This is a genomic window from Gammaproteobacteria bacterium (assembly GCA_013816845.1).
In the GTDB taxonomy this organism is placed as follows: Bacteria; Pseudomonadota; Gammaproteobacteria; order DSM-16500; family DSM-16500; genus Aquicella.
Genome location: JACDDU010000003.1, coordinates 409,636 through 433,341, shown reverse-complemented (window position 1 = coordinate 433,341; position 23,706 = coordinate 409,636). Strand labels below are relative to the sequence as shown.

Sequence of the window (23,706 nt, the reverse complement as noted above, 5' to 3'; positions counted from 1 at the left end):
TTACTAATTTTTTTTTTGCTGGTAAAGTACAAAAAAATTTGTTAAGTAAAAATTAAATAAAAATTTCTTTTATTCTTTTTCAAACGAGGTTGTAAATGACTACAACAAGGTTAATGATACGCGAAACCCCCACCTCCAAGGACCAAGAGATTTATGCTAATCCAGATTTTTTTAGCACAAACGATGCAACAAAAAAATATGATGCTCAAGAAACATACATAAAGATTGGTCATTTATTAAGTCATGCCTCACGCGAACATTCTTTTTATTTGTATCGGTTACTATCAGCTTCAGCAGAAGAATTTAAAGTTTTATTGGGCGATGAAACAGGTGAAATCAAGGTCGTCATTTTACCCTTGGTAACCCTTGAAAATGACAAGTCTACTGTCAGGTTACAATCCATAAAGAATAATGATCTTCCTAGTTACTGCCATCCTAGTAATCACAACTTTTTTTCTGTTCTTAATGATACTTTCCAGCAACTACAAAAAAAAGAAACCGTCGTACCAATCGAACCCCAACCCAAGACCGAACGGATCGAAGAAAAAGAACCGTCCGCACGCATTCCTCTCAAAACAATATGCGATCCTTTTACCATCCAAAGTGATTGTAAAGACTTTGCCAAATTACAAGAATTTTTAGATCAGATTGATCATTACACGACCCTTAATCAAGCACGAAATAATATCGCGCTGATTACCAGTAATTTATTTAATGATGCAGCGATCGATAAAAAATTATTGGATTTCGTCAAAACAAAAATCGAAGTCATTGTTCGAGGTAAATTAGCCCAGTTTGACGAACACTTTAGTGTAAAAAGTCATGTAGCGGAACGCCTCGCTGAGAAATTACGTGCCGATTTCACCCCGCTCTATGAACAACATCAACAAAATGCTCAGAAAATTACTACGGCAGTTGCCCCATCGTGGGATCTCAATTTAAAAGCTTATTTGCATTTGGCGCCACAAACAAATGAAGTAACACTTGCCGATAAAATTCTGCAACATCAATCCTATTTACAATTTCAAAATCTCGATTTTAGCGAAGAAAAAATCTTAATGAATTCCATCCAAAGTCAATTTCGAGGTTTGCGAGCAAGGTTTCAAACAGACAAAGAATTTTTTCTACTCAAATCGCGTGTTGAATCAGAAGATAAACTTTCCGCTCTCGCTGTTTTAAAAACAGAAGCTGAAAGTTACATTAAAACTATATTTAATCAATTTAAAGAGATGAAGGCGCTCAATGAGGATTCATCTTCTTTTGAATTTAAATTTCATGATCACCTGTTTGATTTAAAGAGCGATGCCTTTAGTGTTTATTTGTCAGGTTTAACGAAAGATTTGCAAGATCAATATCATTTTGCAAAGCTTATAACAACTGAAATTTTAGCGGCTAAATCTTTACCCCTCAAATCAAAAAAAGGAGAAACGCTCAAAACATCCCGCGCTGTGCAACTAGGTATCTACCAAGATGAGACTCATCAATTAGAGAGACTCCGCACCCAAACTCAAACTTTACATAATCAATTAAAATTGGGCCAAGATTTATTTAATACCATTGAGAATGAGTTTTTAATTCAACAAAAACAAAAGTCGCTTGCACAGTTTAATGAAAAATTGGCTGCCCAAAAAGTCCGTTTAAACTCCAATTACTTTCTTGATTCAAATGATAAACAAATTCGCCAATATGAAAATGATCCTCTGCTCTGCCCACTCATTAACAACTACTCTCAATGCAAAAAAGATATCTTAACGTTATCCCCAACCTTAAGCGTTGACCCACACCCTGAGAATAGTGTTTTAAAAAACGATTTGGCTCAAATAAAAATCAGTGAACAAGTATTAATAAAGCGTGAGGCTGAATTGGAAAATCAGGCGAAAGTGCTAAATGTTGCTATTCAACATCGACTTGTTTTAAAAGAATTAAATCTACTTCTAGAAACTTCGCAAAAAAAATATCGTGATCTCATTTTCTCTGAAAAAACGTTACAGGAGATAGAAGAGTTTAAAGATGATAAAGAAATTGCATCTTATTTTAAGCAATATCAGCAAGCTCAAAATGCACTCACGACCATCTTTCAAAATTTTCCGACGCGTGACATTACCTTGGAGCGAATCGATTTAGCAACAGGTACCCAAAAGGACTTGGTAGAATACACCGAGTCACTTAAAACTTTTAAAGACCTAACTCTAAGACGCCTCGCGGCGCTTAACGAAGCTAAAAATGGATCAGCCAAGAAGGATGAGCAGGAAGTTTTAGAACACCCTGCTGCAAAAGGTGAATTGCCGGGATTCTGGGCGCGCCGTGGTAAAAAAATCTTAAAGGGCGCGCTCTTTGGACTTACGTCAGCCATCGTTATTGGGAGTTTAGTCGTATTGGGTTGCGCCACAATGGGAGTAGGACCTGCTGCGATTTTAGGAGCCATCGGCGGAGGCGTTGCAGCCGGTGCTGGCGTAGTCGGCATCGGAATGAGTTCGACGTCAGGTGCAATAATCGGATTAACCATCATAGGACTCATGGCAGCAACAATAGGTGCTGCAGCGGAGGAAGTCGTATCCCGTTTGAGGGCTAAACATAACCCCTCATCGATTTTGCCTTTCGTACCGCCCACTGGGCAAGAAGCTTCGGGGTCATGGGAATCTAATAATCCTAACCTTAGCGAACATCGCAAAGGTAAAATATTTAGTACAAAAAGTATTCATCAGAAACTACAGAAGCAATGGCCCACCCAAACGGCACCACATCGAGATTCCAATCTAGATAATATTAATGATCTGGAGATTCCAAGTTTGCCTAACGCTCGTAGCGCGGCAGTTTTATCACCACGAATAGAGATGAATGCCGACTTGTCGCAACGCTCTGCTATGGAAACTGCTTCACCCCCAACTTCGCCATCCTACTCACCATAAAAATGGACTGCGATCGATGTGAGACGTGAAGTAGTTACACCTAACGTCTCGCATCGCATAGGGGCGATGCTATTGCATCAATCAAGCGTCTCGACCTTGCTTAAGTTGCGCACGTAAGGTGGAAAGCGGGACACGCTGTACCTGTGGATCGGTATCATTGCGGATGGGCGCACCGAAAGCATGGCCATAAATAAGTTCGTAAGAAATCTCCAAAGGCAAAATGCGGCCTTGCATACCTTTTTCTACGGATGCGACATCAATAGCCCACATCCCCGTTGCACATAACTCACTGATCAGTTTCTTTTGATCTCGGTAGGCAAGTGTATAGTGATCAATATCTAAAATAGGATCTAAAAATCCCTCATGCAGTAGAGCATCCCCTAAATCATGCATATCCATCAACTCAGGTAAATCCTTGGGATGAATGACTTCCCGCCACTCAAGTAAAGTATCGGGACCTAAAGCGGTAAACATTAACAAACCGTCTGGATGTAAAACCCGCCGCCATTCTTTAATGGTTGCAACCATATTGGTTTGCCAAGGAAGAAAAAAATTAGCGAAAATAATGTCGATACTTGCATTTTTGAAAGGCAATTGAGTGCCATCACTTTCAATGCATTTTAATCTTGCATCTTCTTTAGCTTTATTTAACATGGCAGGGGTGTGATCAAGTGCAATAATGTTTGCTTCTTTAAAGCGCGATGCAAGCTTTCCCGAAATTTCTCCCGTACCACATCCCACATCTAATACAAACCTTGGCTTAATTTTTATTAATTCTAACCGTTCACACATTTCATCACCGGCAGCGCGTGCTAAAACATTGGCTGCTTGGTATTGATCAGGAGACCACACGATGTTTTTCATTCAGTCTTTCTCTCACTTCATTCAGGGTATGAGAAACGTAATTCACCTGCCTCGCACTTGTCTTTTATGCGCAAGTTTTACCCATACCCAATCTAGTCTTTGTCTAATGTGTTATAAAAATTTGCCTATTGTAGCGCAAGCATGTCCGCAATGTGCGCAAATTTTACCAAATAAGATTCAATCGCAACATTGCGGAACCTGTTTATCTAATCCCCCGCCTTTCGATCACGCTTTTACCCTTTTTCCATATGAAGAGCCCATCGCCTTGCTACTTATGGCATTAAAATTTTCAGGAGCACTCCATCATGCGCAACTTTTTGGGGAACTGTTAACCCAAAAAATACGTTTATCTTGGTATCACCAATTAGCCCTGCCTGACCTCATCATTCCCATGCCTTTACATCAAGATCGATTAAAAAAACGCGGGTTTAATCAAGCGCTTGAAATTGCGCGCCCAGTCAGTAAACAACTTAAAATCCCACTCGATCTTACGGGATTGATTCGCCATAAAGCGACCCAACCGCAAACTTTTCTTAAAGCACGCGCAAGACGAGCGAATGTGGCGCGCGCTTTTCTTGCCCGTAGTCATTACCACAATTTAACCATTGCTGTACTAGATGATATTATTACCACCACTGAAACCCTCCGCGCTTGCTGCCGCGTCTTAAAATTAAAAGGGGCTAAATCAATTCATGTTTGGAGTGTTGCAAGACGCTAAGGGTTGCCGAATGAAGGAAGACTCGCTACAGTAGCAATCTTTTGCCCAGCCACTTTTGATTGATGACGCTTTTGAGGTTAGAAAATGCAAGATATTACCCTATTTATGAGCAATCACCCTCTACTTGTGAGCGCTTTATTTGTTGTTCTCGCTTTAAGCATGGTTATAGAATTATTACGAGCGAAACAAAAACTTAACTCGCTTACTCCCATTCAAGCGACACAAATGATGAACCATCAGCAAGCGCAAGTCATTGATGTTCGCTCCGCTGAAAACTTTCGCAAGGGTCATATTATTAATGCGCAAAATATTATGCCTCAGGATTTTGAAAAAAATGCTAAGAAACTAGCTCGCTTCAAATCAAATCCTTTTATTATTGTTTGCGGATTGGGCAAAGCATCCCAGAAAGTAGCCGCTTCTTTAAAAAAACAAGGTTATAATGCGTTCTCTTTAGCAGGCGGAATGCGTGCATGGCAAGATGCGCAAATGCCAATTATAAAGGAATAAATCATGCCTAAAGTTATCATTTACAGTAAAGCACATTGTCCTTATTGCGACATGGCAAAAGAATTTTTTACTGAAAAAAACATTTCGTTTGAAGAAATTCGCATTGACCTTGATGCAGACAAACGTGATGAAATGTTGCGGTTATCTAACAATCGTCGCACTGTGCCTCAAATCTTTATTAATGGGCAAAGCATTGGCGGCTATGATGATCTTATCGCCTTATCCAAATCAGGCAAACTCAATGAACTTTTACAATAATAGTTAAAAAGGGCAGTCCCATGGAACAAAACGCGAACGAAACACAACCACAATTTGAAATTCAACGTATTTTCGTTAAAGATATTTCTTTCGAAGCACCGAATACGCCGCATACTTTTTCTGAAGAATGGAAACCTGAAGTTTCATTAAACTTAGAAACAAAAAGTAATCGTATTCAAGATAATTTACATGAAGTCGTTTTATCCATCACCGCCACTGTTAGCACCGGCAATAAAACTGCCTTTTTAATTGAAGTTCATCAAGCTGGCGTTTTCATGATCAATGGTTTTCCTAATGATCAATTACATCAAATGTTAGGAAGTTTTTGTCCTAATATTTTATTCCCTTATGCCCGCGAAGTTGTTTCTGACATCGTCGTCCGCGGCGGTTTCCCTCAACTGATTCTTGCGCCTGTTAATTTTGATGCGTTGTATGCCCAACACATGGAAAAGCAAGAAGGCGAAGGAGCCGCTGGTAAAGGTTCTTCTACTGCACAAAATGTAAATTAAGGATAAAGCCTCATGCAGCATAAGCCGATTGCAATTTTAGGTGCAGGCGCGTGGGGTACCGCGCTTGCCTTATACCTTGCAAGGCTTGGACAAATCGTCCATCTATGGAGCATTGATCCCGCTGAAATTAAAGCACTTAACCAAGATAGGATGAATCAGCGGTATTTACCTGACTTTGCGTTTTCTGCTGAAATTAAACCGACTGATGATTTAGCAACGGCTATTCATGAAGTGGATGATATTTTAATTGTCATCCCTTCAGTTGGTTTTCGTCATACGTTAGAATTACTTAAACCTCACCTTAAACCACATCACCATTTCATTTGCGCAACGAAAGGTATTGATGCTCAAAGTGGTCAACTTCTCAATCATGTAGCGTCAGACATTTTAGGGAACGAAATTATTTTTGCTGCCCTTTCTGGTCCTTCGTTTGCAAAAGAAGTTGCACAAGGCTTACCAACTGCAGTTGTCTTAGCTTCAACTGATATGACTTATTTGCAACAGCTTAAAAATCGTTTTACCAGTCCTATATTCCGTACGACCCTTTCTGATGATCTTATCGGGGTTGAAATGGGCGGCATAGGAAAGAATGTAATTGCCTTAGCAGTCGGGATGAGCGACGGTTTAAATTTGGGTGCAAATGCCCGAAGCGCCTTACTTACTTTTGGTTTTCAAGAAATTATTCGGCTCGGGGTCGTATTGGGCGGCAAAGAAGAAACCTTTACGGGCCTATCCGGCATAGGCGATTTAATTCTCACCAGCCTCGATGATTTATCACGTAATCGTCGTTTTGGTAAAGCCCTGGGTCAAGGCAATACTGTCGAAAAAGCCGAGCGAGAAATTGGTCAAGCGGTTGAAGGCAAACAAAACGCTGCTTCATTGGTTAAACTTGCTTCCAGGCACCAACTCCGCATGCCACTCTGTGAAATGGTTGTAGCAATTTTGCAAAGCGAAATTGAAGTTCGACCTGCTTTTGCGGCATGGTTTGCAGCCATTGGCTAGTTCATGCTTTTGCAATAGAATGGTTCTCTATGGCTCAATTAGATATATCACAGCAAATGATTAAAGTTGCCCGTTTACTAAACGGCAATTACAGCCTTAACGGTCGACCCATGACCATGGATGAAGTTTTCTCCCATACAGGGTTATTAGCCGGCATTGCGCGCCGTGCTGATCAACTCTCCTCGCTTTGTCTTGGTTACGGCATTGGCGTAACCTTTGAAGAAGCAGAAGGTTCGGCCTTAGGGGTAAAGGTTATTTTTGACGACATTACGCCTAACGTTTTAAGACTACTTTGCTTAATTGATGTATTAAATGAATTAATGCGCGGCACACCGCGGGGCGATGCAACAGCCCTCGATCAACTGATGTATGATTGATTCTAATTTTTCCACCACGGTTGTGCGATTTTGCGTGGACCTGCTACATAAGCTCGTAACCAGCGAAGAAAAACGCCAGGCGTAAAACCAAACCGCTCTAACATTGTAAAAAATAAAGTAGCCAGAATGGCAAATAAAAAGGTCCATATTCGAATATGAAAAAGCAAAATTAATAAAGGAAAAGTCGCTCTAAAATCAATGAAAAAGAAGCGAACATTCCTTGCTGAATCGCGCCAGTGAGCCATAATTGCCATCCTCTTTTACTTAAGTATAGACTTTGACAGTCGATTTCCTAGCCCCTTCAAGGCAGTTGCGTGCTTTGCTAACCAAAATCAACAACCTCAATAAGTATAACTTTTTACCGCATCAAACCAACCAAAATAACCACAGGTCTAGTCCTAGTTATTTAAACTTATTCAAATTTCGGCAAACTCGTTATACCATGGTCGGAGGATTAATTTCAGAGGTTCAATCTAAACGTGCCGCAAGTTTTTTTAGCTTACTGCACACTTCGTACTATGCAATGCGAAATCTTTTTTAAGGAAAACGTTACATGCGGTTAAGATGGGGTTTATTAACATTTCTTTCTTTGACCTTACTGGCATGTGCTGCCCCTAAACCACCTCCAGGTTATGAAGTTACACGAAGCCAAGCCTCCTTAGCAGAAGCCTCCTATTCAATCAGCCGTTCCATGGTCGATCTTGCTGAAGTTGCTCAAGCTGCGCATCCGCTCCCTGAACTTGCGCCACCACCTGCGCCGCTTACGTATGGCATGGCAGGACTCACCACCATCGATTGGTCAGGCCCTATTGAACCTTTAGTGAGACAAATTGCTCGCGCATCCGATTATCGTGTTCGCGTTTTAGGCACGCCACCTGCAATACCTGTGATCGTCACTGTTTACCAAAAAAATGTTATGCTTGGGGATGTTTTACGGGATGTCGGCTATCAAGGTGGTCGACGCGCGGCAGTGGTAGTCTTTCCAGACAGTCGGGTCATTGAATTGCGCTATGCCAAAAATTAATTTGTTTGCATATCTAGATCATTCCAAATTGTATCGACTGATACTCAGCACAATGCTTTCTGCTACGTTGTGCAGCTGTTTCTACACGGGTGAAACCAACTTAGAGGGGATCGATACGACTGATATTTATCAGTTAGAAAATATTCGTGTGCAAGCACGTGTTGCTCCAAGCTCCCACCCCTCTGGCAGTCCAATTCGCACGCAAGCATTGCAAGAATCGGCTTTGAGTATGGGGGCGCAATCGGGTCTTGCTTGGGCATCGACCCGGATGAATACCCGTATGTCCGATGATCGAAAATACCTTGATACGATTTTCAATTTTAATGGCATGATGTTAACACACGGTGTTATTCCCCCCGTTTTAGTTGAAGGGGATTTTAGTCTCAATCTCGCTGATCCGAATACCATTCGTGTCGCAGATCGAACTTATAAAATTGTGAAACAAGCACGCTTTGCAACTACGCCGCCCAATTGGCGTGAGTATTTATGGTTGCAATATCCAGCCCCGCGGTTACCCGATCGAACTTTACTACCACGTACCTTGTCAGAACAGCGCGTGTGGCGAGAAGGCATCAGAGCAGGTTGGGAGCGTGGTATTCAACAAGGGTATAGTATTTTTCAAGAAAATATGGCGCGACTTAAGCGTGATTTTCGAGGCATGATTTTATATCGTAAATTATTACAAGAGCGCATGATTAGCCCGCCTTTTGTTTCGCGTACCGAACTTGGTGTAACAGGAGATGGCAGTGACATGCGCATCAACGATCAAGTCTTGCGTATTGTCGAATTGCCGCAACTTCAAACCAGTGCTAAAGGATGGAAAGCCATCGTGGTGAAGCAATGAGCAAAACTGAAAGTGACATCTTATTTCCACAAGAACCCGTACGAATCGGGATCGATGCCGTCAATGACATTTTAATTTACTGTGTCAATTTAGGGGCTTCTGATATCACCTTTCAAACGGGTGAACCCGTTATGGCTGAAATTTTTGGCAAGCTTAAAAAAGTCACGCGAAGAAAATTGTCGAATACAGAAGTCAGTGAAGTTTTAAATGCAATGTATGGCCCCAATGGCACGACCTTGCTCATGTCCGGAAAAGATCTTGATACGCATTATGAAATTCGACCCAACCGCTCTGATCGTTATCGTTTTCGTGTTAATGGTACAGGCTGCTTAGTTGAAGGTCACGATGGCTTGCAAATTACGGCGCGAACCATTCCAACCGAACCCCCAACCCTTGAGAGCATGGGGTTACCTACTAAAATTATTGATGCGATTACACCTGAGCAAGGTGTGGTCTATGTTACAGGCGCGACGGGGTCGGGCAAAAGTACCTTGCTTGCTGCAATCATTCGTAGCATCACCGAAGATGTGAATAGTAATCGTAAAGTTCTTACATACGAAGCACCTATCGAATTTGTTTTCGATAGTGTCGAAAAAGAATCAAGCATTGTCAGTCAATCAGAAATTCCGCGACATTTACCAAGTTTTGCAGCGGGGGTCCGTAATGCTTTGAGACGTAAACCGCGGCTCATTTTAGTCGGTGAAGCACGTGACCCAGAAACCATTGCAGCCGTAATGGAAGCTGCGATGACCGGTCATCCTGTCTATACAACACTTCACAGTAATAGTGTTGCTGAAACCATACGACGTTTAGTTATTACGTTCCCACCCGAAGAACGTCAAGGTAGAACGATCGATATTATTGAAACAGTACGCTTAGTTATTTCTCAACGCTTGGTACCAACCATTGAGGGTAAGCGAGTTGCTTTGCGAGAATATTTAGTTTTTGATGAAAAAATACGAGATATTTTATTAGAAACAGACGTCTTAACCATTACCAATGTCGTCAGAAAATTAGTAAGAGAATACGGTCAAACGATGGAAGTCGACGCACACGCAAAATTAAAAGATGGATTAATCACCGATCGTCAATATCGACTTATTGCAGAGCAAGCCAAGCGTGAGGAAAAAGACGCGCCCACGATGTAAGTAGCGCGTCGCATTATTTTTATTTTTCCCCACCGCCTTTATCAGAATCTGAGATTTGAATATCATCACTTTCTTTGCCTGCTCCCTTCTTTTTCTGAGCACGTTCAGCAAGATCTTTATTTGCAGATTGAGATCGCTTGCTGATACCGCCGCCGATTGTTTGCGCGCCTTTGGCAGCCTGACTCACTCCGCCTTTAGCACCACTTAAACCTTCTCCTGCAGCTGCGCCCGTCTCTTCGGTCGAGCCCCCCATCCAACGGAGAACACGATCAGGAATCACATGAATTAAGGAGAAGCATTTATTGAGCGCAGTTAAAACAATACCTGTGTAAGCACCAAGGAACAGTAATTCTTCGACTAATCCAGCATTGGCATACATTTGTGACATAACGCCGACAAAGCCGGCATTAATCATGGTGACAACAACGTTGGCTAACAACATCGCCGCCATCATGCCAAATACCATTAAAGCAGGTCTTAAGAAAATACCAAACGCATAGCCTAATGCATGTTCAGCTTTTCCTAAAATTTCACTTTGCCCACCCGGTAAAAGAATACCTAAGGCAATAAGAGGCGAGGCAATCATGGCTTCAATGACTAATAAAAACCAACTAATTGCACCGACGGTGAAAATAATATAGGGGATAAGGGGTGTATAGACAGCAAGTAAAGCTCCGAAAGTAAACAAGGCACCTAAAAACATCGCTAAAATGGGGCCAAGAATAATGGCAAAAGTAGTCACCGTGCCACCCACCGGATTATCAAAACCCGTCCCTAAAGCATAGGCAGAGAAGTAACCGAGAAGAGCGAGCCCTGTCGTAATATAAATAACAAGAAAGAATAGTATTTGAGCAACAACTAATAAAATAAAACCCAATGTTTGTAGTTTTGCTAAAGGATTCGTTGCGAGCTCGCCCGGTTTTCCACCGATTAAACCCATGAACCCCGTCATGACACTTTTGACAGAGGACTCCATTCCTTTCGCAAGTTTTCCTAAATCTTTCAATTTAGGGGATATAGACATGGTAAATTTACTTTGAGAACCAAAGCCTGACTGCGCTAATAGAGCACCAGCAGCTTCAAAATTATTGCGTTTGTTAAACAATACATTTGACTCAGGTGATCCGCGTGGATTATTGGGCACCATCGTTAAATAGGGCATCGAAGCATCCACATTTTTATTTCCTTGCTGGGCAAGATAATAGTAATAGGCACCCGCAAAAATCCAACCAACCTGATTTGCTTCATCTAAGGTTGTTCCAGAAGTGATATCGGCATTGTTAATTTGACCCTGAATGACATTTAAAACTGCGTCATTTAAACCTGAAATATAACGGTCAACACTTGCTTCAACAAAATCAATATCGCCGGTGACATTGGCTTTGATATAGTAAGGCCAATAAATTTTGTTAACCACTTCATCACTCGCATTATTCTCATCACCGCTGTTATACGAATCATTAATACCGCATGATTTAAGGTTATCCGGAAGCTTTAAATTTGCGATCCATGTTGTAATAGTGCGACAACACTTTGTGGGTCCCTGTAAATTATTGGCGGCGCAAAAATTTCCCACCCAATCTGGTGCTTTACCGCCCTTGTCATAAAAAACACGATATTGATAATCGGCTTGGACAAATTGATCAGCAATTTGGCCCAAAGTCGTCACGATAGCTTGCAAATTCGTAGCTTGTGACTTACATGTATCGCATGCTATTTTCCCATCCAGCGTACCTGTTGAACACATTTTATCTGCGTCACAGTATTGCAAAACGCCACAGAATCCACCGGGACCAATTGGATACTGAATAATATAATTCTGCTTGGATGAGGATGCCGATTTACTCTGCGTTGTATTTGTTGAAGCGATAGCCTTGCGGGTCGTTTGCGATCCAGAAATATTCAGTAAATCATTTGCAGGCGCTTGGCAGAAAGAAGTTTCCTGATTTCCTTTTATCCCACAATAATAGCTTCCTCTGGTGGTACCTCTTTGCATCGTGTAATCATAAGGTGCTTTTGCAGTGGCCTGACAGACAAGCGCCTGGAAAAGATTTTCCATATCAGCGCTAACGCCCACCGTAGGAACACTGACCGTCGCAAAAGGGGAACCCATCACTTGCGTATATTTTAAAACCGTATTCCAGACTAAATCCGCTGCACCAATCCCTTGCATCACAATCCACATCATTAAAATTTGGATGGATGAATACCCTGAAGGCGTCGGCACTAAGGCTGCGATACCTAGCACCATGCGTAAAGGTACCCAAATACTACTCCACTGCCGTCCTAAAAATTCACCTTCAGCTGCCGTTTTAAGAACACCCACAATCGTTACGTATAAAACAATTAAGGCGGCTACCGCGAGAACGAGGGTGTTAAAAGTTTTAAACATGACACCTAAAAGCATGGGTGCTTTAACTACAGGAAGGATATTTCCAACACGCCCAAAAACTTGACCTAAGTAGTAAATGGATTGGTCTGTCGCTGGTATGTCGAATATGCTAATCATGTTCGGCTACCTTGATCGAAAGGTTGCCCGCGTCGCCATTCCGCAAAAGTGCATCCGAGCTTGCGATGTTTAATTTGGAAAGACCAAAAATGATATTTAAAAGCTTGAGCAAGAAATAAACCCGCAGCAGGAATACCAATGATAAAACCGGAAAGGGAAAAATGGAAAAAAAGGAGATACAAGCTAAATAAAATAACGATCACGCCCAGGATAAAGAGAATAAGGGCAAAGTTATAGTAATCCGTTTGTCGCCGCTGCAAGGTTTCTTCACTTAATCCCATACGGGTTACGGCTTGCTCGAAAGTCTCAGTGCGCTTTGCTTCTGGAATTTTAAATAATCCATTAACGCTATCATAAATGGCGCGATTCCCCTCTTTAAATGAAGCGACATCAAACCAAGCGCTGGGGTTAAAAAAAGTTTTGCGGGAAATTTTGAAGACTTGCCAAACAGACATTTCGCTCATCCTAACCGGGACGATTAATATTCTATCTTAGACAAGTATTTACCGTAACGCAAAGGCTTGTCTTGGATTTAGCAGAGGGTCCCGAACAAGTTTTTGCTGCACATGGTAGTGCTCGCAATACGTAGGCGTTATTGCTAAAATTAGTTTAAATTTGCTCAATCTTGGTTCGGTCCACATTCATTTAACATCTACCCCAGAGTGAATGTACACCTTAGGTCAGCGGAGATGATGATGCATAAACCCTATATCTATGTCCTATCAATCGGTTTCCTGATAAGTACAGGTTTAACTGCCCAATCACTTTTTAATTTTAGTGCAAAAAAACCTGCAGCGACACAACCTGTGCAGCAGTCTACTAGGCAAGTCCTTTCTCCTGAAGCCTTCAAAGCCGCTACTAATAAATTAAGCGAGCAAACGCAAAATCGACTTACGAATGAATATAAACAAGCGGTCGCAAAATCACCACCGCTTCCTTCCCAAGACATCACACCAACACCAGATGCGCTGCCACCTGTCATTCCAACTGGTCCGGAAGCAAAACCGATCCCGCCCTCGGTTGAACGACCACCAACGATGGCACCCCCCACGCCCGTTCCCGTGGCACCACCGGCGCCCCCGCCTATGGCTGTGCAACCTGTAACACCACAAGAACCTATTTATAGCGGTTTTCAAAATCAAAATGCCCCACAACAACCGAATGCCGCCCCACAACAACCCCAAGAATCCTGGAAAATTACTTATTAAAGTTTGTGAAGGAGTCACACATGCTTTTATTAAAAAATCGCATAAAAAAAATAATCATTCTTTGCGGCACAGCAGGCTTGGTCAGTTTGTTTTTATTACCAACTTTACGGGCTGAAAGTACCAGTGAAGGTTACTTGAAAAAAATTATGGAAAATACCTACGGCACCTTGGTTGCCGTGAATGATTTACCCGCCGCTTTAGCAAGATTAGTCGCCATGGCTGAAAGCTGGTTAACTGCCAATGCTGACGCAGTCGCCGAAATCCAAGCTGATTTTGGGCAACTGGGTAATCTCTTTGTTCAAAATGCAACGACCCAGACAAGCTTACAATCAGCCATTGTCACCCAACTTTTTGCTGATATCACCCCCCAGACTTTACCCGAAGCTAATGATTTAGCTTTTCAAACTTTGTTGGGGATGCCGGTTTTTGCGCAAGATCCAAGAAATGAAGGCGCAAATCCGCCTGCCTTTGATAACAAACTTAATTATGTAAAAAATGCTGCAGGTATGTCTTTAAATCATCCCATGCCTGAATTGCGTATGAATGGTCGTCCAGAAGATCAGCTCCTTTATCGTAATTATTACAGCACCGTCATGGCGGTCGAATCATTCAACGCTTACCTTTTAAGTGGTCTTTATGCTGATTTTAATGTGAAAGATGATCCTAATAATCCGGATCCGCAAAAAAGAACTAAAAGTTTGACCACCCTACAAAATGATTTAGTTACCCAAGCGAGTAGCTCAGATTGGTTTACTAAAGTCTTTTCAGAGGAATTAGGATTGGTTTTACGTCAAATGTTAATGTATGAATCCCAAGTTTTTGTCATGCTAACGCAACTGGTGCAAATGCAAAAACAATTGGTTATCGCCCAAGCTATGACGAACACTTTACTCATGGCAAATAATGTTACCAATGAGCAAAGCCTCTTCCAACGTGCTAACAAATCCTTACCATTGCCCTAAGATTGAAGGTTAACTATGCCAAAGCTTGATTTAATTTCTTCTCATGAATTCTGGAAAAATTATGATGATGCAATGATTTATCGCGTCATCTCTTTTATGGAAACTGCTGAAGATTTTACGTTAGATGGAACGCCCGCCCTCGAAGAAGCTATAAAAAAATTAGGGGAGACTTTTGATACTATATCCAATTTTGAATTGGGTAAAGAAGATCAATTTGTTGCACTTTGTTCTCATATCAAAACTTCGCGAATTTTACGATTATTACAATCGATCGACACCATTGATCCGGGTTCAGCTTCTAAGCTTTTGATGTATGCCGAAGAAAATAATAGTCCTGAAAACACCATGGCAGGATTGTTTTTACGGCGTAACATCGTATTTGAACGTTTACGTTTACTTGCACGCGTTTTTTCACAAGAACGCTTTGATTTAGTTTTGAAAGTGCTTGAGCAAGATCATGCTTAGGTCAATCCATCAGTTTCTCCACCGAAGTCGCTTCCGCAAAGAAATCACGTTGGTTTTGGTGGCGAAACTATTATTACTTTTTATTTTATGGTGGGTTTCATTTTCTCATCCGCTTTCTCACCACCTTCAAAGAGAAGATTTAACGCATCACTTTATCACTGAGGCTTAAAGCCCACTTCACCTGAAAATTATAATTCATCCGTCCAAAAAAAACGGATTAAGTAAGGCGTGGGGATCACTCAGCGCTGCGCTGCACTTGGACTACTTGCTATATGCAGAGCATGACAGCTCCGTGTTTTGAAAGACGGTATTTAGTTCATCGTTTGTATATGCCTGCACGTGCTCACTATTCTACATTTTGAATTTGTTCACGAATTTGTTCGATGAGCACTTTGATTTCCACAGCAGCATGGGTAATGATGGAATCAACTGATTTTGAACCGATGGTGTTAGCTTCGCGGTTTAGTTCTTGCAATAAAAAATCTAACCGTCTTCCCAACGCACCGCCTTGGTTTAATACGCGCTTGATTTCATTGATGTGTGTTTCAGTACGTTCTATTTCTTCAGCAACATCAATACGCTGACAAAAGACCACCATTTCTTGTTCCAATCTTAGCGGATCAAGTTCAAGACGAACTTCTGCAAAACGCTTCTTTAAGCGTTCATTTTGATCGAGAATGACTTGCGGTAAGCGTTCTTTTATTTTTTCAAGTGCAGCTTGCATGAGATCTAAACGCTGAATGAATAATTGTTTTAACTCTTTGCCTTCCCGCCCGCGTGCTTCACTTAATTCCTGTACGGCATGTTCGATTAGCTTAAAAATATCATCTTGCCATTGGCTCACATCAGTGTCTTGCGTTTCAAGCACGCCTGGAAAACGTAGTATATCCGTTGGATGAACGGCTGCAGGGGTTACTAATAAATTAGCAATTTCCTCGCTTGCGAGACACAATTCTTGCACCAACACTTTATTAAGGGTGAATAACGTACCGGTTGATTTCGCGCTAATTTGATAACGCACTGTGCATTCAATTTTACCCCGCTTAATCAGTTTACGGATCCGTTCACGAATAGGCATTTCAAACTGACGAAGCATTTCAGGAAGATGTAATGCAATTTCAAGATAACGGTGGTTAATCGAACGCATTTCACAAACAAGCTGACCTAAATCACTTTGTTGTTGAACCCGCGCAAACGCAGTCATACTATAAATCATACTCAGTTTCTCACTTTTAGCTAATCTGCCAAATGCCATCCCAATCAACTGGAGGCGGATTCAAACTCAACCAAACACATCTCTCAATCAAAACCATCGCAACGCTATCTTTAGGATAAATTTGCAAACACTCATTAAACAAAGTGATTGCTTCTTGCCATAATTGTTGTTTGTATGCTGCATAAGCTTGAGTAAATATTTTTTCATAAAGCGTAACATCAAAGGGCAATTTTTCTTCTTTTTCCCCAAGCAATTCATACAAAGTAATTCGCTCTACTTTGCCTTTTAAAAATACGCTATCAATAAATCGTAAACGGTAAGCGGTATGAATTTCTTGATAAACACTATCACTTACAAGAATGGTTGTGCCGTACATTTTATTCACATCAACCAAACGACTTGCGATATTAACCGTATCTCCTAAAGCTGTATAGTTTAATCGCTCAGACGACCCCAGGCTACCCACAATTGCTTCTCCACTATGAATGCCAATACGCGTATGAAAAGCATTTAAATCAGCATCGCGCCACAATTGATTTAATTTTGTTAAAGCCCTTACACTCGCAAGCGCTGCATTGGCTGATTGCAGAGAAGCGTATTGGACAGCCACAGGTGCCCCCCAAAAGGCCATAACCGCATCGCCAATATATTTATCCAATGTCCCCTGACGTACGGTAATGATTTGCGTTAAGGTTTCAAAATAATCACATAATTGTTGAACTAAACGATGCGGCTCTGAACGTTCAGTGATTGCAGTAAAATCTTTTATATCGGAAAAGAAAACTGTGAGGTTACGTTTCGAACTATTGCTAATTGCATCTTCGCCATTTTTAATAAGTTGACGTACCAAATCTGCAGGAACATATTTTTTAAAAGAGCGTAGGCCACCTTTCATGGACTCGATTGCATTTGATAACTCAATGACTTCTTTTATGCGCGACTGAACTTCAACTTTTCCCTCTAAATTAAAATTTTTAATTTTTTCTGTTTCTGCTACTAATTCTTTGATGGGATTCAGCACGCGGGTGACTAAATGCGACATGACTATCAGGCCAATGCCAAAAATTAAAACAATAAGTATTAAATAAAGCGCTTCAATGCTATGAATCTGTTTTGTAAATTCAGACTCGGGTGCGATCGCGACGATATAATAAATTTGCTTATTCGGTAAAGTAAAGGAATGAACCCCTGCAAAATAAGTACGTCCATGATCATTAAATTGAAGCATTGACTGATGCGATTTTCTAACTAATGCAAATGCACGCTCGACAGGTATGGAAGTCGACGCAAGTGGCGCAAGACGTTTGCCTTGCTCATTTAGAATAAAAACTTGTCCTGTTTCACCAATCGTTTGTGTTTTGATAAAGGTAGCCATTTGCTTTAATGGATCGGCAGGATTTAACTGGATAGCATCATCAAGTTTTTCTAAAGCCGCATAAGTTGCTTTATCCATTAATAATAAAGCTGCACGATCAACAACCCGCGTTAAATGAAAATAAAACAAGCTTAGTAAGCTCATCATCATGAGCAAAAACAAGAGAATAAAAATGGATAATAAACTTAAGCGGAGAGTGATAAGGTAGCGTTGCGAATGTTTTAGTAAATCAGGCACCATAATTTAGCCTTTATTGATCAATTTAAGCTTGGCGCACTAAGGCATTAATCCCCCGTTGCTGCAATTTTTGCTGGGCACTTTTCGCATGCGATACGGTGATGAAGGGACCTTGCTGCAATCGGAAGTGTTCATCTTTACCAATTTTGACTTTGACAATCAGCGCATTTAATCCGGAGGCTGCAAGGGTATTTCGATAACTGATCGCTTTTTGGTGTTGGCGAAATAAACCGAGTTGAAGAATGTAAGGTTTTTGCTTTAAATGATGCGCAAGTTCCTTTTCCAAATCGAGTGCATTACTAATGGGTTGAGATTTAAATTGGTGTTGCGCAAGGATAATTCGTTCAACGGGTTTATTTTTTTTAGGTGCCGGTTGCGCTGCGACAATAACGGTTGCTGGTTTTATTGGCACTTTAAATTCAGTCTCAACCAAATTCACTGCAGGTAAAGCGTCATAAAATTCAAATTCAATCACTTCTTTTGAAGGTGTATTTGCGACGATTTGCACGGGAGGTCTAATTGCTGGACGGGTATTTTTTTCAAGCCAGGCGGGTGAAAGCTGTGTGATATAATGAGTAACCGTTTGTTTTTGGAGTAACTTATGACGCCAATAATACCCGACGAAAATGCTTCCGAGCACCGCTATTAAAACGACGAGCAAAATAATAGATCGACGATTAAAGCGTTGCGAGGATCCATCCTCACGCAGTGCAGCTAGCTTATTTCGGTTAAAATTCCTTTTAATCATGCTCACATACTTTCAGGTGCTGAAATCCCAAGTAGTTTAAATCCGTTTGCAAGCGTTTGCTTTGTTGCCATGATAAGGGCAAGTTTCGCATTTCTCTCCGCAGCGTCCTCAACCAAAAATTGCTCTGCATTATAGTATGCATGAAAATCGGTTGCTAATTCACGAAGATAATTTGTTAATTGATGCGTCTCATAATTTAACGCTGCATCAACAATGGTATCAGGATAGGCGGACATTGTATTTAACAATTGCCGCTCATGTGCACTTTTTAACAAGTCTAAATGCGCCAGGCCTTGCTCTTGATCAAAAGCAATGCCCCGTTCTTTCATTTGGTAGAACACGCTACAAATGCGAGCATGGGCATATTGCACATAAAACACCGGATTTTCATTGGATTTTGATTTGGCAAGATCCAGATCGAAATCCATGTGTTGTTCGCACTTGCGCATCACATAAAAAAAGCGAGCTGCATCATTCCCCACTTCTTCGCGTAACTCCCGTAGCGTAACAAAGTTACCGCCTCGGGTTGACATTGAAACCGGCTTACCTTGTCGATATAAAGAAACGAACTGCACGAGCAGTGGAAGTAAGCGTTCCGGATTGACGCCAAATGCCTGAACGGCTGCGCGGATGCGAGGGATATAGCCATGGTGATCTGAACCAAATAAATCAATAGCAATATCGAAACCGCGTTCAAATTTATTGATATGATAAGCAACATCATTAGCAAAGTAAGTACGTTGTCCATTACTGCGCACTAAAACACGGTCTTTTTCATCACCTAATCGGGTTGAAGCAAACCACAAAGCCCCTTCACTTTCATAAACAAAATTGTCTGCCCGTAATTTTTTTATCACCTCATCAACAATATTGCTTTCAACTAAAGTTTTTTCTGAAAACCAATTATCATAGTGAACCCCAAACTCAATCAAATCTTCTCGGATATCAGAAAGAATTTGATTTAAACCTAAGTCAAAAATGACTTCATACTTTGGACCGAGCAACGATTTGGCACGCTCAATTAAGCAATCAATATAGATTTCCTTATCCCCGCCTTGCGGCTCATCGGGGGGCAGATCTTTACAAAGCGTTTGGATTGAAGCACAGAAATGATCCCGATGAACGTCAAATATCGCTTGTGCTATCGATTTAACATATTCACCCTTGTAACCATTGGCAGGAAATTCGAAGCCTTCGCCACAAAATTCCAAATAACGTAACCAAATGCTTACGGCAATAATGTCCATTTGACGTCCACCATCATTGACATAGTATTCGCGATACGTTTTAAAACCGACGGCATCAAGTAAGTTTGCAAGTACATCACCAAATGCGGCATGCCTACCGTGACCCACATGGAGAGGACCTGTGGGATTAGACGAAACAAATTCAACTAAAACTTTTTTACCTAACCCCATCTCCGTAATGCCATATCGATCGCCCTCTTCTAGAATTCTTGTTACCACTTGCGATAAGGCCGCACTTGAAAGAAAAAAATTAATAAAGCCCGGACCTGCAACTTCTACTTTTTCAATGTAATCCGATTTTGGAATAAGCTCTGCAATCCGCTCAGCAATTGCACGTGGTTTTTTTTGGGCAGGTTTTGCCAACGTTAAAGCAATGTTAGACGCAAAATCGCCGTGTGCTTTATCCTTCGTTGCTTCAATTTGAATAAATGCAGCAGAAGCGGGTAACTCACCAGCTTCTTGCATTTGTTTAATTACACTCTGTAAAAGCTTTTCAATGGGCTGTTTCATAAGTTTTCTTTATTCCTACAGAATACTTGGACTTTATTAAGCATAAAATAAGTAGTGGGTGATGAATCATCATGCTGACTTACACTTTGCGGCATTGGAATTTTGCAGCTTATCGTTAAAGGAGATCGATATGATAACGGTGGGCCTTACTGACATGCAATAAAGTAAGGCTAATTAAGAGAAATTTCCATTGGGTGTGTAAGCATTTTCGTACATTATAAGCGGGAAATCGGCCTGACTGATACAGCCTCATACCTTCTAAAAAGGAATTTTATTTAGCTAAGATTTTGATTATACATATTAAATGTTCAAAAGAAGGAATATAAAATGTCATTGAAACCTTCTACCTGCTTAAGATCGTAAGGAACTTACGAAGATCATTTATGTATACTTGTTTTCGTAGTCACGGATTGACTACTCTCGCAAAAAAGGACTTGTGCAACCACTCCTCGTTTTGTGTGTTCAGGGACGGTATTTTTGGCATGGATTGCCAGACCTGAGTTGAGCATGTGTGGCGGTACTCCAAAGTACCGCCTTTTTTTTGTTGTCATTTCACACTAGATTAATCTTTAATATCCTTTATCCATTTGCTATTTTTTGTTGAAGAGAAGTGCATAGGCGAGTCAGGTAGAATAACTTTTCCTAGAAGTAAGGGAGTGATATAGCTGCGTTCTCCTTTACTCCGTTATTTCATCAGCGACTTGTTTCACAAAACCACATGTAGTGCGCGGACAAACCAGTTCAGTACCACGGCGTTTCGTTTTTTTAACAGTCAACATGGCCCATGCACATTTTGGACAACTTTGGTTGATGGGTTCATTCCAAACCGCATATTTACAATCAGGATAGCGCGCGCAGGAAAAGAAAACCCGCCCCCGTCGCGATTGACGTTTGACCATTTTACCTTTCGTGCATTCAGGACACTCAACGCCTGTATCTTGCGGTTTATTGAGAGATTCAATGTGTTTACATTTGGGGTAATTACTGCAGCCAATAAATTTACCAAAACGACCATGTTTAATTTTAAGAGGGTTTCCGCAATCATCACAAACACGGCCTTCAATCAATTCAGCATCTTGGGTTGCTTCACCAGGCTGTTCATTCATGGCACGCGTGTAACTACACTCTGGATAGCCCGTACAACCGATAAAGCGATCCCGTTTACCCAACCGGATGGAAAGTGGCTTGCTACAGAGAGGGCATTGTTCGTCAATTAATTCTTGCGTAACATCAGCTCGCTTAACTGTTTCTAAAATATTATCAACTTGATGCTTGAAGGGATTCCAGAATTCTTCCAATAGAGGAATCCATTCTTTCTCGCCTCTTGATACTTCGTCTAACTCATCTTCAAGTCCCGCGGTAAAGTTATAATCAACATAGCGGGTAAAGTAGTTTGTTAAAAATTTATTGACGATGCGACCGATATCGGTGGGCTTAAAACGCTTCGTATCTAAAATAACGTATTCCCGGGTTTGCAATGTAGAAACAATAGAAGCATAGGTTGAAGGACGGCCAATACCAAACTCTTCTAACACCTTAATCAGCGTAGCTTCTGAGTAACGGGGTGGTGGCTCAGTAAAATGTTGATGAGGTTTAATTTCATTAATGGTTACTTCATCCCCGACTTTGAGATGCGGCAATAGATGTTCATCGCCTAATTCTTCCGGTTTTTCATCCGTGCCTTCTTGATACACCCGCATGAAACCGGGATCCATAATGGCAGAACCCGTAGCACGGAAAATATGTTTATCTTGAATACCCATATCAATGGTTAACGTATCAATGGTTGCTGAAATCATTTGTGAAGCAACGGTGCGTTTCCAAATCAAATCATATAATTTGAATTGTTCAGGCGATAAGAATGATTTCACCGATTCCGGTGTACGCTCAACCGAGGTGGGTCTAATGGCTTCGTGCGCTTCTTGGGCATTCTTTAATTTGGTTTTATACACTCGAGGTTCGTCAGGCACATTTTCTTTGCCATAACGTTTATGGATTAATTCACGAATTTCTTTAATAGCGTCCTGAGCTAATGTTACTGAGTCGGTACGCATATAGGTGATAAGGCCCGAAAATCCTGCATCTAACTCAACCCCTTCATAAAGCTGTTGCGCAATACGCATCGTACGTTGAACAGCAAATCCTAGTTTACGTGCAGCTTCTTGCTGCAGCGTTGAAGTAATAAAGGGAGCCGCGGGATTACGTTTACGCTCACGCTTATCAACTTTAATGACTTTAAGTCTAGATTTAGCTTGTTTAACGAGTTGATCTTTCATTGTTTCTGCAAGTTCTGCATTGGGAATTGAAAATTGCTCTAACTTTTTCCCATCATATTGCGTTAACTTACCTTCAAAATTCTTTTTTTCAGCTATTAAATCAGCTTTGATATCCCAATATTCTTGCGTAATAAATTTTTCGATTTCTTCTTCTCGCTCGACAATCATGCGCAAAGCTGGACTTTGTACACGGCCGGCTGACAAGCCATAGCGTATTTTTTTCCAAAGCAGAGGAGATAAATTAAAACCAACCAAAAAATCTAAAGCGCGCCTTGCTTGTTGCGCATTAACGAGCTCCATAGAAATGGCACGCGGATCAGCGATGGCAGCTTTGACTGCACCTTTCGTAATTTCATGAAAAACAACCCGATGCACGGGTTTTTTACCTAACACTTTTTTCTCTTTTAAGATCGTATAGATATGCCATGAAATAGCCTCGCCTTCGCGATCAGGATCTGTTGCGAGATAAAGCGCATCGGCTTTTTTCATCGCGCTGACAATTTCAGCGACGTGCTTTGCATTTTTTTCAATGAGTTCATAATGCATTGCAAAATGATGCGCAGGATCGACTGCACCTTCTTTTGGAAGTAAATCACGCACATGGCCATAGGAAGCGACGATATTAAAATCATCACCTAAATATTTTTTAATCGTCTTAGCCTTGGCAGGTGATTCAACTATGACAAGATTGGTCATGGAAATTACGTATCCTTCAGAGTACCTAAAATAGAATATAGCCCAAAACGTCTGTACAGTGAGTGAACAAGCTATTTTCTACCTATTATTTAGCTGG

The 23,706-nt window shown here is 41.2% G+C and carries 22 protein-coding genes; 13 read left to right on the top strand and 9 right to left on the bottom strand.

From position 1 onward, the window contains the following. Positions 1–95: 95 nt before the first annotated feature. Complete coding sequence (locus H0W64_07980) at positions 96–2,909, top strand: hypothetical protein (protein ID MBA3661650.1); 2,814 nt, start codon at positions 96–98, stop codon at positions 2,907–2,909. Positions 2,910–2,990: 81 nt separating this feature from the next. On the opposite strand, the gene H0W64_07975 is transcribed toward H0W64_07980, so the two are convergent. Beyond that, complete coding sequence (locus H0W64_07975) at positions 2,991–3,773, bottom strand: methyltransferase domain-containing protein (GenBank protein MBA3661649.1); 783 nt, start codon at positions 3,771–3,773, stop codon at positions 2,991–2,993. A 106-nt stretch (positions 3,774–3,879) separates the two neighbouring features. On the opposite strand from H0W64_07975, the gene H0W64_07970 reads away from it, so the two are divergent. The 6 genes from H0W64_07970 (at position 3,880) to H0W64_07945 (ending at position 7,144) form a co-directional block, all read left to right on the top strand. Beyond that, complete coding sequence (locus tag H0W64_07970) at positions 3,880–4,491, top strand: ComF family protein (protein MBA3661648.1); 612 nt, start codon at positions 3,880–3,882, stop codon at positions 4,489–4,491. An 84-nt stretch (positions 4,492–4,575) separates the two neighbouring features. Beyond that, positions 4,576–4,998, top strand: coding sequence for a rhodanese-like domain-containing protein (locus tag H0W64_07965; GenBank protein MBA3661647.1), 423 nt, complete (start codon positions 4,576–4,578; stop codon positions 4,996–4,998). A 3-nt stretch (positions 4,999–5,001) separates the two neighbouring features. Continuing rightward, a complete protein-coding gene (gene grxC, locus H0W64_07960; GenBank protein ID MBA3661646.1) occupies positions 5,002–5,256 on the top strand; it encodes a glutaredoxin 3 in 255 nt (84 codons plus the stop codon). Between the two features lie 20 nt (positions 5,257–5,276). Then, positions 5,277–5,765 (top strand): protein-export chaperone SecB, encoded by a 489-nt coding sequence (gene secB / locus H0W64_07955; GenBank protein MBA3661645.1) that lies wholly within the window; start codon positions 5,277–5,279, stop codon positions 5,763–5,765. 12 nt (positions 5,766–5,777) lie between these two features. Next, positions 5,778–6,767 carry an NAD(P)-dependent glycerol-3-phosphate dehydrogenase gene (locus H0W64_07950; GenBank protein ID MBA3661644.1) on the top strand — a complete coding sequence of 330 codons (990 nt, stop codon included), beginning with the start codon at positions 5,778–5,780 and terminating at the stop codon, positions 6,765–6,767. A 56-nt stretch (positions 6,768–6,823) separates the two neighbouring features. Continuing rightward, complete coding sequence (locus H0W64_07945) at positions 6,824–7,144, top strand: type IV secretion protein IcmS (protein MBA3661643.1); 321 nt, start codon at positions 6,824–6,826, stop codon at positions 7,142–7,144. Positions 7,145–7,146: 2 nt separating this feature from the next. On the opposite strand, the gene H0W64_07940 is transcribed toward H0W64_07945, so the two are convergent. Further along, positions 7,147–7,398 carry a phosphoesterase gene (locus H0W64_07940; GenBank protein MBA3661642.1) on the bottom strand — a complete coding sequence of 84 codons (252 nt, stop codon included), beginning with the start codon at positions 7,396–7,398 and terminating at the stop codon, positions 7,147–7,149. Between the two features lie 299 nt (positions 7,399–7,697). Here H0W64_07940 and dotD point away from each other — a divergent pair, with 299 nt between their 5' ends. Genes dotD through dotB form a run of 3 tightly spaced genes read left to right on the top strand, consistent with a single transcriptional unit; the run spans position 7,698 to position 10,160 of the window. Next, positions 7,698–8,168 carry a type IVB secretion system lipoprotein DotD gene (gene dotD, locus H0W64_07935; GenBank protein MBA3661641.1) on the top strand — a complete coding sequence of 157 codons (471 nt, stop codon included), beginning with the start codon at positions 7,698–7,700 and terminating at the stop codon, positions 8,166–8,168. Beyond that, complete coding sequence (locus H0W64_07930) at positions 8,155–9,012, top strand: type IV secretory system conjugative DNA transfer family protein (protein ID MBA3661640.1); 858 nt, start codon at positions 8,155–8,157, stop codon at positions 9,010–9,012. Before dotD ends, H0W64_07930 begins: the two co-directional genes overlap by 14 nt. Beyond that, positions 9,009–10,160 (top strand): Dot/Icm type IV secretion system ATPase DotB, encoded by a 1,152-nt coding sequence (gene dotB, locus H0W64_07925; protein MBA3661639.1) that lies wholly within the window; start codon positions 9,009–9,011, stop codon positions 10,158–10,160. Before H0W64_07930 ends, dotB begins: the two co-directional genes overlap by 4 nt. 19 nt (positions 10,161–10,179) lie before the next feature. On the opposite strand, the gene H0W64_07920 is transcribed toward dotB, so the two are convergent. Both H0W64_07920 and H0W64_07915 read right to left on the bottom strand, forming a co-directional pair. Then, entirely contained in the window at positions 10,180–12,669 is a 2,490-nt protein-coding gene (locus H0W64_07920; protein ID MBA3661638.1) for a DotA/TraY family protein, read from the bottom strand. Next, entirely contained in the window at positions 12,666–13,124 is a 459-nt protein-coding gene (locus H0W64_07915) for a hypothetical protein (GenBank protein ID MBA3661637.1), read from the bottom strand. The genes H0W64_07920 and H0W64_07915 overlap by 4 nt, the downstream gene beginning before the upstream one ends. A gap of 234 nt (positions 13,125–13,358) precedes the next feature. Between H0W64_07915 and H0W64_07910 the strand changes: the two genes are divergently transcribed. Genes H0W64_07910 through H0W64_07900 form a run of 3 tightly spaced genes read left to right on the top strand, consistent with a single transcriptional unit; the run spans position 13,359 to position 15,304 of the window. Then, positions 13,359–13,877, top strand: a complete 519-nt coding sequence (locus H0W64_07910) for a hypothetical protein (GenBank protein ID MBA3661636.1) — start codon at positions 13,359–13,361, stop codon at positions 13,875–13,877. Between the two features lie 20 nt (positions 13,878–13,897). Further along, positions 13,898–14,839, top strand: coding sequence for a hypothetical protein (locus H0W64_07905; GenBank protein ID MBA3661635.1), 942 nt, complete (start codon positions 13,898–13,900; stop codon positions 14,837–14,839). A gap of 15 nt (positions 14,840–14,854) precedes the next feature. Beyond that, entirely contained in the window at positions 14,855–15,304 is a 450-nt protein-coding gene (locus H0W64_07900) for a phosphoesterase (protein ID MBA3661634.1), read from the top strand. A gap of 346 nt (positions 15,305–15,650) precedes the next feature. Here the strand turns inward: H0W64_07900 and H0W64_07895 are convergent, their stop codons facing one another. The 5 genes from H0W64_07895 to topA form a co-directional block, all read right to left on the bottom strand. After that, positions 15,651–16,520, bottom strand: a complete 870-nt coding sequence (locus tag H0W64_07895) for a YicC family protein (protein MBA3661633.1) — start codon at positions 16,518–16,520, stop codon at positions 15,651–15,653. Positions 16,521–16,536: 16 nt separating this feature from the next. After that, complete coding sequence (locus H0W64_07890; protein ID MBA3661632.1) at positions 16,537–18,135, bottom strand: hypothetical protein; 1,599 nt, start codon at positions 18,133–18,135, stop codon at positions 16,537–16,539. A gap of 22 nt (positions 18,136–18,157) precedes the next feature. Next, positions 18,158–18,880 carry an SPOR domain-containing protein gene (locus H0W64_07885; protein MBA3661631.1) on the bottom strand — a complete coding sequence of 241 codons (723 nt, stop codon included), beginning with the start codon at positions 18,878–18,880 and terminating at the stop codon, positions 18,158–18,160. Between the two features lie 2 nt (positions 18,881–18,882). Then, entirely contained in the window at positions 18,883–20,637 is a 1,755-nt protein-coding gene (locus H0W64_07880; GenBank protein ID MBA3661630.1) for an arginine--tRNA ligase, read from the bottom strand. A gap of 677 nt (positions 20,638–21,314) precedes the next feature. Further along, positions 21,315–23,609, bottom strand: coding sequence for a type I DNA topoisomerase (gene topA, locus H0W64_07875; GenBank protein MBA3661629.1), 2,295 nt, complete (start codon positions 23,607–23,609; stop codon positions 21,315–21,317). Positions 23,610–23,706 lie beyond the last annotated feature (97 nt).